Below are 13,627 nucleotides of genomic sequence, written 5' to 3'. Positions count from 1 at the left end.
AAATTGGTTATACCGGTCAACGATTAATGGTAAGACCTGCTCTGGTCAGTACAGGAGATAGCTTTGAAACTTGCAGCTTTGGGTGAAGTAATGGTCGAGTTGTCCCCGCGCGGAGAGGGACTGTTGGCCCAGTCCTTTGCCGGGGATACCTACAACACCGCGGTCTATGTGGCGCGCAGTGGCGTCCACACATCCTATGTGACCCTGCTGGGGGACGATCCCTACAGCGAACAGATGCTGGAGGCCATGCGCGCCGAAGGCATTGATACCGGGGCCATAGAGCGCCTGCCCGGGCGTTGCCCCGGCCTCTACAGCATCTACAACACCCCCGATGGCGAGCGCTATTTCACCTATTGGCGCGGGGAGTCCCCGGCGCGGGAATTGTTCGCGGACCAGTTGCAGCGCGAGCGCCTACAGGATTACCTGAGAGAGGTGGATTGCCTCTATCTCTCCGGAATCACCCTTGCAATAATGGCTCCCCATGCGCGTGAGTGCTTACTTACGTTTATCGGGGAGTTCCGCGCCGGCGGCGGCCGGGTGGCCTTTGACAGCAACTACCGCCCGCGCCTGTGGACCAGTGTGGAAGAGGCCCGGGAGGCAGTCTCCGCCTTTCTGCAACAATCGGATATCGCCCTGCTCACCCTGGAGGATGAGCAGTTGCTGTGGGGGGATGGGGATGCTGACGAATGCCTGCAGCGCAACGGCCGCTACCGCCTGTCGGAGCTGGTACTGAAGCGCGGCGCGGAGCCGGTACTGCTGCAGCACGACGGGGAACTGTGCGCCATTCCCGTGCCGGAAGTTCGCGAAGTGGTGGATACCACCGGTGCCGGTGACTCCTTCAATGCCGGCTACCTGGCGGCGCGGCTGCAGGGCGAGGCGCCGGAGGCCGCGGTCTCCGCGGGCAACCGCTGCGCCGCTGCGGTAATCCGCAACCGCGGGGCAATTATTCCGAGAAGTATTGCACCTGGGGCAACAAGCCGATAGGATGGTAAGACCAATTTGGCGGGAGTAAAAGCCGCTAAAATTTTTCGGTCATACCTGTAGCGATAACAATAGACAAACAGGTGCATTAAGATGATGAAAGGAAAAACCCTCTACCGCCTGGCGGTAGTGGGGCTGTTTCTGCTGCTCGGCAGTTGCGGTCTCGAAGATTCGCAGACCGCGCTCAAGCTGGCGCACACCCTGGACCGGCAGCACTCGGTGCATCGGGCCATGGAATTTATGGACGAACGGCTGCGTGAGCTGTCTGGCAACAGCATGCGCATCGATATCTATCCCGGTGGGCAGCTGGGCAGCGAGCGCGAGCTGATCGAGCTGTTGCAGATTGGCAGCCTGGCCATGACCAAGGTGTCCGCCAGCCCCATGGAGGGTTTCGTCCCCGAGCTCAAGATCTTCAATCTCCCCTATGTGTTTCGCGATGCAGATCATTTCTGGAAAGTGCTGCAGAGCGATATCGGCCGCCAGTTGTTGGTGGCCGGCGAGCGCGCGCGCCTGCGCGGGCTGGGCTATTTCGATGCGGGCAGCCGCAGCTTCTATATGAACGACAAGCCCGTTCACACACCGGAAGATTTGCGCGGTATGAAGATCCGCGTACAGAACAGCCAGACCGCGATCAAGATGGTCAACACCCTCGGCGGCGCCGCGACTCCGGTGAGCTGGGGGGAACTCTACACAGCCCTGCAGCAGGGTGTGGTCAGCGGTGCGGAAAACAACCCGCCCAGTTTCTATCTCTCCAAACACTACGAAGTTTCCAGGTACTACACCCTGGACGAGCACACCTATGTGCCGGACATGCTGCTGGTCAGCACGGAAGTGTGGAAGAAACTCGATCCGCAACAGAGGGAATGGCTGCAGCAGGCAGTGGATGACGCGGTGGCCTACCAGCGGGAACTCTGGCAGGAATCCACCCGCGAATCCCTCGCCGCTGTGGAGGCGGCCGGCGTGAAAGTGATCTATCCGGACAAGCAGCCGTTTATCGATGCCGTGCAGCCGTTGCACGCCAGTTATAAGGGCACGGAAGTAGGCGAGCTGCTGGATCGGATTGCGGCTATGTAGGGCCCTCGGCCCGCCCCTCTCCCCAGCCCTCTCCCCGGAGGGGAGAGGGGGCCAACTCCCCTCTCCCGCTTGCGGGACACCTCCCCTCTCCCGCTTGCGGGAGAGGGGCCGGGGGAGAGGGCATAAAAAGGGGAGAGGGCAAAAAAACGCATCGAATTATAAAAGGCGTACTGGCGATGAATAGAATAGAAAAACTGCTGGAAATCTTCCTCGGCAGCCTGCTGGCGCTGATGGTGCTGGACGTCACCTGGCAGATACTCACCCGCTTCCTGCCCATGAGCCCCAGCTCCTATACCGAGGAACTGGCGCGCTACCTGCTGGTCTGGATCGGTCTGCTCGGCGGCGCCTATGCCTACCGCAAAAAATCCCATCTGGGTATCGACCTGCTGACCAATGCCCTGCCGGAAAAAATCGGCAGGCAGGTTCAAATTCTCACCATATTCCTGTGCTTCGCCTTTGCCGCATCGGCCATGGTGTTCGGCGGTGTCAAACTGGTGGCGCTGACTGTCGAACTGAACCAGCTGTCCGCGGCACTGAATATTCCCATGGGTATTGTCTACAGCGTGATACCCCTGTCCGGCGGCTTGATCTGTCTCTTCAGTCTGGACCAACTGGTCCAACTGTTGAGCGGAAAGAAAGAACGCATTGCAACAGCCGTAAAAACTGCGTCCGCCTAGGAGGATTTATGGAAATCACCGCAGCCGTATTGCTGATCAGCTTCCTGCTCCTGCTGGCGCTGAACGTCCCTATTTCCGTCAGTATTGGTATCGCCACCCTGCTGACCATGCTGATAACCATCGATGTGGTACCGGCACTGATCACCATGGCCCAGCGCATGGCCAGTGGGATCGACAGTTTCGCGCTGTTGGCGATTCCATTTTTCATTTTCTCGGGGCTGCTGATGGGCAGCGGCGGAATCGCGCGACGAATTATCGACTTCGCGCGGGTATTGGTGGGCATGTTGCCCGGCGGCCTGGCGTTCGTGAACATCATCAGCTGCACCCTGTTCGGTTCCATTTCCGGTTCCGCGGTGGCCGCCACCTCGGCGATCGGCGGATTCATGATTCCGTCGATGACCAAGGAAGGCTACGACAAAAATTTCAATACAGCCGTTACCGTGGCCTCCTCCACCACCGGCCTGCTGATACCCCCGAGCAATATCCTGATCGTGTACTCCCTGGCCAGCGGAGGCGTGTCCATTGCCGCGCTGTTTATCGCCGGCTACCTGCCCGGGCTGCTGGTGGCCGTGGGGCTGATGTTGGTCTGTGGAATCTGGGCCAAAGCCAAGGGCTATCCGGTGGGGGAAGTCACCCCCTGGCGGGAGGCGCTGCGCAAAACCCTGGACGCGATACCCAGCCTGTTCCTGGTGGTGGTGGTTATCGGCGGCATTATCAGCGGTATCTTCACCGCTACCGAGGCCAGTGCCATCGCGGTGCTCTACTCGCTATTGCTCTCGGTGCTGGTATACCGGGAAGTCAAAGTCTCGCAATTGCCGGAACTGTTGGTAAAGGCAGTGGAAACCACAGCGATAGTGATGTTCCTGATCGCCGCCTCCTCGGCCATGTCCTGGATACTCTCCTACGAGAATATTCCCCAGACCATCAGTGAGGCTCTGATCACCATCAGCGAAAATCCGCTGCTGATCCTGCTTACCATCAACCTGGTCCTGTTGGTGGTGGGGGCCTTTATGGACATGACCCCGGCAGTTCTGATCTTTACCCCCATATTCCTGCCGGTGGCCGTGGAGCTGGGCATGTCCCCGTTGCAGTTCGGCATCGTCATGATCCTCAACCTCTGTATCGGGCTGTGCACACCTCCGGTGGGCAGCGTGCTGTTTGTGGGCGCAAGCATTTCCAAAACCTCGATCACCCAGCTTATCCGACCGCTGCTGCCAATGTATGCGGTGATGTTCCTTGTGCTGATACTGGTGACCTATGTGCCAGCGATCAGTGAGTACCTGCCGCGGGCGTTGGGATTGATCGAATAGGCCTATTGGAAGCTTGCATACGGAAGTGCGTTATATGCGGAAGAGCAAGAATAAGAGCACTTTTCAACATGTGCTCGCTCTCGCTTTGTTCGCACTCCTATCTCCATCGGCGGGTGCGGACGAATGGGAGCTTGCCGAGCATATCGTTGCGGATATTCAACTGCCGAACATTCCGGATAAAACATACAGAATTACCGACTTTGGTGCCAAGCCGGGAGCTGACGCTAGGCGGGCGATACTGGAAGCCATAAAGGTCGCTTCTGAAAATGGCGGCGGAAAGGTGGTGATCCCTAAAGGCAGGTGGTTGAGCAATGGCCCCGTTGTCTTGCAAAGTCGTATAGAACTCCGCCTGGAGGAAGACGCCACTCTGTTATTTTCCCGCGAGCCGGAACACTACCTGCCGGTTGTAAAGACCCGATGGGAAGGCACCGAATTGTTTAGCTACTCGCCGTTGGTTTATGCCAGCAATGTGGAAGATGTGGCAATAACCGGCAAGGGCACTATCGACGGCAACCGGAACAGCGAATTCAAGGATTGGCATCCGTTGCAATCCAAGGATATGCACAGGTTGCGCAGGATGGGAGCCGAAGGAGTCCCCGTTGAGGAACGCATCTTTGCTGAGGGAACCTATCTTCGTCCACCGCTGGTGCAGTTCTTCCGTGCCCGGCGGGTCTTGCTGGAGGATTACACAGCTCTGAACTCGCCTTTCTGGGTAAACCACCTTGTCTATACAGAAGATGCCACAGTTAAGGGTATTCGTGTCGACAGTCACTTTTCGAACAATGACGGAATCGATATAGAGTCGAGCAAAAATGTGCTGGTCGAGAACAGCTGGTTCCGGACCGGTGATGATTCGGTGGTGATTAAATCCGGCCGCGACCTGGACGGCCGCAAAATCGGCATCCCCAGCGAGAGAATTGTTGTGCGCCACAATGATATGGGCGGAGAAGATGGTATAGCCCTTGGCAGTGAAATGTCCGGTGGTATCAAGCAGGTATTTTTCTCCGATAACATACTGCGCCAGGGAGAGTCCGCCTTTCGTTTCAAGTCAAACCTCGATCGCGGTGGTTTGGTGGAAACTGTCCGCTTCCGCAATCTGAAAGTGGAATCGTTCAAGAACCTGTTCTGGTTTCAGTTGAATTACCCGGGAGAACTGGGTGGATTTTTCCCTTCTACCTATCGGGATATCGTTTTCGAGAATATTGATGTAGAGGAGGTGGGTACCTTTCTGGAGGTTCACGCACCATCGTCTGCGCCGCTTCAGGATGTGTTGTTCAAGGATGTCATTGTCGACCAAGTGGAAACCCCAATGGTTATAGAAAACGCAGTAAATCTGAAATTTGATGCAGTAAAACTAGGCAGTCAGCGAATTGATGGCGTACTTAGCTGGCATGAAACAGAGAAAAAGGAGATAACGCGATGAACAAATATAAAATCAAGCCGCTCGTGTTGGCTATGGCAGTAGCTTCGCCGGTGTTTGCTCAGGAGCAAAGTGCTAATGAACAAGGACAGACGCTGGAAGAAATCACCGTAACGGGGTTTCGCGCCTCCTTGCAAAAGGGTTTGGACGCCAAGCGTATGAATGCCAACAGCAGCGATAGCATCGTCGCCGAAGACATCGGCAAGATGCCGGATCTCAACCTGGCCGAGTCGTTGCAGCGGGTGCCCGGTGTTGCCATCACCCGCGAGGGTGGTGAGGGTCGCAATATCACCGTGCGCGGCCTTGGTCCGGGTTTTTCGCGCACTACTCTGAACGGTATGGAAGTTCCCGCCAGTACCGGCGGCCTGGATTCCTCCGGTGGTGTCAACCGCGGCCGCGATTTCGATTTCAACGTTTTCGCTTCGGAGCTATTCAACAGAATCACTATCCATAAGTCACCCGTCGCCTCGGTGGAGGAGGGCGGACTGGCGTCCACAGTGGAGCTGTCCACTGCCAAACCTTTGGATACTCCCGGCCAGCATATAGCTTTCGGTGGCCAGTTGATGGTGGACAGCTTTGCCGGTGAGCAGGATCCGCGTTTCACCGGCCTCTACAGCAATACCTTTATGGACGATAAGCTGGGCGTACTTGTGAGCGCTGCCTACTCTGAGCGCACCGTGCGCCAGGAGGGCTTCGGTACTGTACGTTGGACCAGTCCCCATGCCAATGGGGGCAGGAGTTGGGCCAGCGGAACTTCCCCAACCGTGGTCAACGGCACTCCTAACCCCGGAGCGAACCATTCCGGAGAGGTGGACCCCGACGCGAACCCGCTTGACTATATGTGGACGCCGCGCCTCCCACGTATGGACTCCTTCAACCGCGACCAGGAGCGCCTGGGCCTTACCGGCTCGCTGCAGTACCGCCCCACGGACACCATGGAGTTCTCCCTGGATGTACTCAGCTCGAATCTGAAGGCGGATGTGACCTCATACAACTACTTCGCCCAGTTCCGGAATGTCTATGACACTGTGATTCCCACCGAAGTCACTCTCGATGAATCCGGGCGTATGATCGTCGCCGGCGAATTTGAAAACGTGGCACCCCGCTCTGAGAGCCGCGGCCAGTTCAGTGAGACAGATTTCCAGCAGGTAGTGCTCTCAGGCAAGTTCGATCTTGCGGACAATATCACTCTGGATGTGATGTACGGCAACGCAGTGTCCGAGCACAGTGAGGACCAGCTGCGCTTCAACCAGACTGCCGCCGAGGGACACAGCTTCTCCTACTCCTTCTTGGAAGACGGCGATATTGCCGAGATGTCCTATGGCTTCGATATCCTCGACCCCTCAAACTATGAGTGGTCTGGCCCAACTTTACGTCGGGATATCGTCGAGCGCACCAATGATACCTTTCGCGCCGATTTCACCATCGAAGGCGACAGTTCCAGTGTCAAGACAGGTTTGATCTGGAACAGCCGTAAGGTGGAATCCCAGCGGTGGGATGCCATTAACATTAACTCTCTAAACGGAGAAGTGGTAGCCGCGGGCTTGGCAGACCAGTTGGGCAATGTCGTGGATGACTATTCCGACGGCATAGACGCGCCCTCTGGTTTCCCCACCAACTGGCTGGTGGCGGATTACGATGCGGCCGCTGCCGCCTGGGGTGTAGGTCAATGGGAGCTGAACGAAGACGACTCCAGCACCTACGACATCAAAGAAGAGACCCTGGGTGGCTATGTGGAGACCAATGTGGAAACCCAGCTGCTGGGTCTGCCCCTCACCGTGAATGCCGGCTTGCGCATAGTGGACTCCGAAGTAACCTCACAGGGTGTGGCCAGCGACGGCGAGGGTGGCTTCGTGCCCACCCGCAGGGAGGGTAGCTATACAGAAGTGCTGCCTTCCACCAACCTGGTGTGGGAGTTCCGCGAAGATCTGCTGCTGCGCCTGGGCGTGGGCCGCAACATCAGCCGGCCGGGGCTCGGCAGTCTCGCGGGCACGGTCAGTGTGACGCCCATCAACCAGAGTGTCTCTCTCGGCAATCCGGATCTTGAGCCGGTGCGAGCCAATTCTGCGGACCTGGGTCTGGAGTGGTATTTCGACGACGAGTCGGTACTGGCGCTGACCCTGTTCCACAAGGAGATAGAGAGCTTTATTACCACTCAGGAACTGGAAAATCAGTTCCTGCCTGACGATATCCGCGCTGCGGTTGCAGCGCGGCCTGAATATGATCCCAACAGTCCGCTGTTCGAGCCCAATGTCATTCAGCCGGATGAACAGGGCTGGGATCTCCGGACGCCCGTCAATGGTGAAGGCGCTACCGTGGAAGGTTACGAGATTGGCTACCAGCAACCGCTGCGCTTCCTGCCGGGCTGGGCCAGCAATTTCGGCCTGCTTGCCAACTACACCCACGTGCGATCCAGCGCCGACTTCGGCGATGGTGTCGAGGGCGAACTGCCGGGCCTGTCGAAGAACAGCTATAACATGGGCGTCTACTATGAGACGGACCAGTTCGGAGCCCGCCTGATGGTTAACGACAGGGATGATTACACCACCCGTGCACCTGGATCCAACGGCAACGCGGCTGAGATGACTAGCGGTCCCACCCGTGTGGATATGTCGGCCTTCTACAACGTGACCGACTATCTGAAGGTGACCTTGGAAGCCATCAACCTCACCAACGAAACCGAGCGCCTGTATACCACTGGCCCTACCGGTGACATGGATCTGGTGAGGGAGTACAACAGTACTGGACGGGAAATTCTGCTGGGCATGAGAGTCAACTTCTAACCCATAGTGCACTGTGGATCTGCTTGCAGGGAGACGAAAGTGCCTCCCTGCAGCTCCTCAACGCGCTTGGGTAAAGCGATGAGAAAAAAAACAGGAGAATAATAATGTACCGCACATTTGTGAAAAAACCGTTGTATCTTGGCATCGCTGTTGCCGGTATGACACTGAACGTTGCCTCTGCGATCGCCCAGGAGAGTTCCGCGGCGATCGAGGAGATCACGGTCACTGGCAGTTACGCCGGAAGCCTTGCCAAAGCTCTGGATACCAAGCGCGATTCCACCACATGATGGATTCAATTCTGGCGGAGGATATTGCCGATTTCCCCGACCAGAACTTGGCGGAGTCCCTGCAGCGCATACCCGGGGTGGCCATCGACCGGGACGACGGTGAGGGCCGCACCATCACCGTGCGCGGTCTGGGCTCCACCTACACTCGCGTGCAGGTCAACGGTATGCAGGCCCAGTCTCTGGCCGCAGGCTCCGGAGGTCCGCGTACCGATCGCAGCTTCGATTTTAACGTCTTCGCCTCCGAGCTATTCAACCGCCTGGATGTCTACAAGACCACTTCGGCGGAGCTGGAAGAGGGCTCGTTGGGCGCCACCGTGTCCCTGCAGACCGCTCGTCCGCTCGACTACGATCCCTTCACCCTGGTGACCAATCTGCAAGAGAGCTACAACGACCAGTCCGGCGAAATGACCCCGCGTATGTCGGGCCTGTTCAGTCTCAGCAATGAGGACAAAACCCTCGGTTTCCTGCTCTCCGGTGCCTACTCACAAAAGAATTCCAGCACCGAGGGCGCCGAAACCGTGCGCTGGGAAACCTGGGAGGGCAGCAAGGGAACCGGCCTGGTTAACTGCAGCGCCTGCGACAGCGACGACGAGCGGGCCGCGGTTATGCAATCCTGGCATCCGCGCATACCCCGTATCGCCGACAAGACCAATGAACAGGACCGTCTGGGCCTGACCTCGTCCTTCCAATGGCGGCCCGCCGAGAGCACCCAGCTGACCGCGGATGTCCTCTACGCGAAAGTGGACGTGACCCGCAACGAGCCCTACTTGGGCGCTATCTCGCTGGCGCGCCTGGATACTAAGCCGAATAGCGGCACCAGTGAGATGGATATCCTGGACTACACCATCGACGACAACGGCACCATGACTAGTGCCATCGTGGCCGGCGCTGACGTACGCTCGGAGAATTTCCGCGCTGACTGGGATTCCGAGTACAAGCAGTATTCACTGGGGCTCGAACATGATTTCAGCGACCGCCTGCGCGTCAAGGCATTGGTTGGGGCCACGAAATCGGTGATGGACAACCGCGAAGTGACTGTGGTTTATGAGCACTTTAGCGATGGCGATACGGTCAACGATGGCGAGGAGGACGAATACTCGCGGCAGAACGTCGCTTACGCGGACGCCGACGACTGGGTCAGCTGGAACTACAATGGCTCCACTTCCCTTGACATGGCGTATGGCTTTGATCTCTCCAACCCGGCCAACTGGGAGCTGTCCGAATATCGCGACCGCCTCTATGACGCCAGTTCAGAGACAGAACACGCAAGCTTCGACCTGGAGTTCGACCTGAGTGACGCCTTCACCCTGAAGGCTGGCGCCAGCAGCAAGTTCTACGGATACGAAATTCGTGGCCAGCGTGCCGACAAGCTGTTTTCCGAAGCTGATATTGAGGACGGGACGAGGGACGGTAACGCTTGTGGTATAAGTGCAGCACTGAGTGGCGGGGACGGTAGCACGGTAAATTCCGGTGGCCAGACCTATTTCATGGCCGATTTTGCCCGTTCTTCCGAACTGATGGCCTCCGGATGCTGGGATTACGCGCCGCGCGCCGGTGACAACCGCAAGGTGGACGAGGACAGCCTGGGTTACTTCGCGCAGATCGATATGGACACCGAAGTATTCGGTCACCGGTTGCGCGGCAACCTGGGTGTGCGCCAGGTCACCACCGAGCTGGCCGCCACCGGTCTGACCGTCTTCACCGACGAAGATGATGTGGACCAAGAGGTGTATGCAACTGTCAAGCACGAGTACGACGACACTTTGCCGGCCCTGAATCTCGCCTACAACCTGAGCGACGATGTGATACTGCGCGCAGGCGCGGCCAAGGTGATGAGCCGGCCCAACCTTACCGACCTCAACCCGGGCGGCTCGGTTTCCATCTTTGGCGAGCCCAGAGTGAGCTACGGCAATCCCTATATCGAACCCTTCCGCGCCAAGGCTTACGACCTCTCCGCCGAATGGTACTTTGCCGAAAATGCATTGGTGAGCTTGGCGCTATTCCAGAAGGATATCGACTCTTTCCCCACCTCGGATAGAGTGGACATGCCCTGGAGCGAAACCGGCCTGCCGGACAGCATGCTGGGTGCTCAGGTCGACCAGCTCAAAGACGCGGTGTTTGAAGTGTCGCGCAGGGTTAACGGCGGTGGTGCGGAGGTTAAAGGCTGGGAGCTGCAATACCAGCAGCCGCTGACCTTCCTGCCCGGCCCCGAATGGGTAAGGGATTTCGGTGTGCAGAGCAACTACACACGGGTCGAGGGCGAGACCGACAGCGGCAACCCCTTTACCGGCCTGTCCGAAGAGTCTTACAACTTCACCCTCTACTGGGAGAATGAGGACTTCCAGGCGCGCATTTCCAATGCCTACCGGGGTGAATACTTCAGGAACCTTAGCCGTGAAGAGAAAGTCGGCGCCAGTAACCATATCGACCTGTCCGCCAGCTACAACGTTAACGACAACTGGAAGCTGAGTTTCGAGGCCATCAATATCGGTGATGAGCCCAAGTACAGATACCTGGGTGAAGATGAAAAGCGCCTTTACGATGAGCACTTTACCGGTGCCCAGTACTACCTGGGTGCTACTTACCGCTACTGATCGGTGGCCACCGCAAAACAGTTGTTACTCTTTGCGGTGGCGTTGTAATGCGTCGTTATTTTCCCGATTGGGCATCATATTCCAAGAGAATGATGCCTTTTTATGTAAATGGAGGCTCATGCTGTGAAACAGCTCCTAATAGCATGCGCTGCGCTGTGTTTACTGGCGCAAACCGCTAATGCCGCCGAATATCGAAATCCCATAATTCACGCCGACTATTCGGACCCGGATGCGGTTCGGGTGGGCGACGATTTCTATATGATTTCGTCCAGCTTCAACCATGCGCCCGCCCTGCCGATACTGCACTCCAGGGACCTGGTGCACTGGCGCCTGCTCGGCCACGTGCTGGAGCAGCAGGTGCCGGACGAGCGTTTTTCTATTCCCCAGCACGGCAACGGCGTCTGGGCGCCCAGCCTGCGCTATCACGACGACAAATTCTGGGTTTTCTACGGCGACCCGGATCAGGGTATTTTCGTGATCACCGCCGAGGATATGCGCGGCCCCTGGAGCGAGCCACACCTTCTGAAAGAAGGAAAAGGGCTGATTGACCCCACCCCCCTGTGGGATGACGATGGCAAGGCCTACCTGCTGCACGCCTGGGCCAAGAGCCGTTCCGGCATCAATAATGTACTCACCCTGCACCGCATGAGCGCCGATGCGCGCAAGGTTCTCGACAAGGGCAAAGTGGTGATCGACGGCAATAAGATTCCCGGCTATCGCACTCTGGAAGGCCCCAAGTTTTACAAGCGCGACGGCTACTACTATGTGTTTGCGCCCGCGGGCGGTGTCACACAGGGCTGGCAGTCGGTATTCCGCGCAAAAAAAATCGAAGGACCTTACGAGGCGAAGGTGGTGTTGGCTCAGGGCAATACCCCCATCAACGGCCCGCACCAGGGCGCCTGGGTAAGCACCTCCGGTGGTGAGGACTGGTTCCTGCATTTCCAGGACAAGGACGCCTACGGCCGTATAGTGCACCTGCAACCCATGCAATGGAGAGATGGCTGGCCGGTGATCGGCGCAGACCCCGACGGTGATGGTCGCGGCGAGCCGGTACTGAGCTACGCGCGTCCCAAAGTATCCGCGGCATCGTCGGACTTTTCCCTGGCTACCAGCGACGAATTCGATACGAAAGAACTGCAGCCCCAGTGGCAGTGGAACGCCAACTGGCGCGCCGACTGGTATTCGCTTAGCGATAACCCCGGCCACCTGCGCCTCTTTGCCCAGCCCGGCACCGGTGAGGCAGAAAACCTCTGGCATGTGCCGTCGCTGTTATTGCAGAAGTTCCCGGCGGAAGAGTTCCGCGTGGAGACCAAGCTGCGGCTCGAGGGAGACAAGGCCCAGGCCGGCCTGTTGGTCTACGGCACCGACTACGCCTGGCTCGGGCTGCGCAACGAAGACGGCAAAAGCCAGCTGATTTACAACGTGTGTATCGGCGCCCGCGGCGGTTGCAAGACCCATGAGGTTCTGCTCGCAGAGCTGGAGAAGCCCCAGGCGGAAATCAGCATCAGCGTCTTTCCCGAAGGCCGTACCGTGTTTTCCTACCGCCAGCCGGATGGGAACTGGACACCGCTGAACGAGGGATTTATCGCCCAACCCGGACGCTGGGTGGGCGCCCGCTTCGGCCTCTTTGCCCAAGGCGACAACGGCCACGCAGACTTCGACTATCTGCACGTAAACTAATCTTCGCACTGTCCTTGTAGGAGCGGCCGTTGGCCGCGATGGGCCCTGGGAAATTACCACTGTCGATCGCGGCCAACGGCCGCTCCTACAGAACACGTGAAAAAACCATGGGATTTTTCGTCGTTCCATTGCCGGACAGACGGCGCCCTCTCTCGGCATTACCCAGATCTGCAGCGGCCTCTCGATCCGAACCCACGACGTGCGCGTCCAGCATATCCGCGTACGCCCCGGCGATGCGGGGCAAGCGGCGCGTAGCGGCTGGGCACCGGAGGGGATCAGAGTATCTGCTGGCCTGTGCAGGCGCGCGCCCAGCCAACGAGCACCGTCAGTTCCCGATGATATCGAGACATGGCTGGCACAGCCGGCCGCTGAATTGGAGTGAGGAGTAAAAAGAATGAAGATCGAACATTTTGCTTTCAACGTGGCGGACCCCGTGGCGGTGGCCGCCTGGTACACGGAACATTTCGATATGCGTGTGGCACGCAGCCTTGATAAGGCGCCCTTCACCCATTTCCTCGCCGACTCCAGCGGTGCGGTAATGATCGAAATCTATAACAACCCAGCGGATGAAGTCCCGCCCTATGGAGAGATGAACCCGCTGTTGTTGCACTTGGCGTTTGTCTGTAAAGAACCGGAAACCAGTCGGGAGAAATTGGAAAAGGCCGGGGCCAGTTTTGTGGACGAAGTGCGACTGAATGACGGCTCGCATCTGGTGATGATGCGTGATCCTTGGGGATTGGCGATTCAGCTTTGTAAGCGCGGGCAGCCGATGCTGGAAGTTGAAGGAACTTGAATATTCTGTTCTAGGAGGGGCGGAGGGT

10 protein-coding genes are annotated in these 13,627 nt (G+C 58.0%); all 10 read left to right on the top strand.

Annotated features, from left to right (window positions below; translation table 11 throughout):
• The first annotated feature begins 63 nt into the window (after positions 1-63).
• The 10 genes from PP263_RS13275 to PP263_RS13230 all read left to right on the top strand — a co-directional run bounded on the left by PP263_RS13275 (position 64) and on the right by PP263_RS13230 (position 13,599).
• Positions 64-984, top strand: a complete 921-nt coding sequence (locus PP263_RS13275; protein ID WP_308364012.1) for a sugar kinase — start codon at positions 64-66, stop codon at positions 982-984.
• 90 nt (positions 985-1,074) lie between these two features.
• Positions 1,075-2,055 carry a TRAP transporter substrate-binding protein gene (locus PP263_RS13270; RefSeq protein WP_374693661.1) on the top strand — a complete coding sequence of 327 codons (981 nt, stop codon included), beginning with the start codon at positions 1,075-1,077 and terminating at the stop codon, positions 2,053-2,055.
• 176 nt (positions 2,056-2,231) lie between these two features.
• The gene (locus PP263_RS13265) at positions 2,232-2,732 is read left to right on the top strand and encodes a TRAP transporter small permease (protein WP_308364010.1); all 501 of its coding nucleotides are present in this window, start codon (positions 2,232-2,234) and stop codon (positions 2,730-2,732) included.
• An 8-nt stretch (positions 2,733-2,740) separates the two neighbouring features.
• Positions 2,741-4,042 carry a TRAP transporter large permease gene (locus PP263_RS13260; RefSeq protein WP_308364008.1) on the top strand — a complete coding sequence of 434 codons (1,302 nt, stop codon included), beginning with the start codon at positions 2,741-2,743 and terminating at the stop codon, positions 4,040-4,042.
• Between the two features lie 34 nt (positions 4,043-4,076).
• The gene (locus PP263_RS13255; RefSeq protein ID WP_308364007.1) at positions 4,077-5,465 is read left to right on the top strand and encodes a glycoside hydrolase family 28 protein; all 1,389 of its coding nucleotides are present in this window, start codon (positions 4,077-4,079) and stop codon (positions 5,463-5,465) included.
• The gene (locus tag PP263_RS13250) at positions 5,462-8,245 is read left to right on the top strand and encodes a TonB-dependent receptor (protein WP_308364005.1); all 2,784 of its coding nucleotides are present in this window, start codon (positions 5,462-5,464) and stop codon (positions 8,243-8,245) included. Before PP263_RS13255 ends, PP263_RS13250 begins: the two co-directional genes overlap by 4 nt.
• Positions 8,246-8,349: 104 nt before the next feature.
• On the top strand, positions 8,350-8,532 hold the full coding sequence (locus PP263_RS13245; RefSeq protein ID WP_308364004.1) for a hypothetical protein: 183 nt from the start codon (positions 8,350-8,352) through the stop codon (positions 8,530-8,532).
• Positions 8,529-11,126, top strand: a complete 2,598-nt coding sequence (locus PP263_RS13240; protein ID WP_308364002.1) for a TonB-dependent receptor — start codon at positions 8,529-8,531, stop codon at positions 11,124-11,126. The genes PP263_RS13245 and PP263_RS13240 overlap by 4 nt, the downstream gene beginning before the upstream one ends.
• Positions 11,127-11,249: 123 nt before the next feature.
• The gene (locus PP263_RS13235; RefSeq protein ID WP_308364001.1) at positions 11,250-12,806 is read left to right on the top strand and encodes a glycoside hydrolase 43 family protein; all 1,557 of its coding nucleotides are present in this window, start codon (positions 11,250-11,252) and stop codon (positions 12,804-12,806) included.
• A gap of 394 nt (positions 12,807-13,200) precedes the next feature.
• Positions 13,201-13,599, top strand: coding sequence for a VOC family protein (locus tag PP263_RS13230; RefSeq protein WP_308364000.1), 399 nt, complete (start codon positions 13,201-13,203; stop codon positions 13,597-13,599).
• Positions 13,600-13,627 lie beyond the last annotated feature (28 nt).

It is taken from the genome of Microbulbifer sp. TB1203 (assembly GCF_030997045.1).
Taxonomy (GTDB): Bacteria; Pseudomonadota; Gammaproteobacteria; order Pseudomonadales; family Cellvibrionaceae; genus Microbulbifer.
The sequence above is the reverse complement of the archived record's forward strand: the minus strand, read 5'-3'. Positions and strand labels throughout refer to the sequence as shown.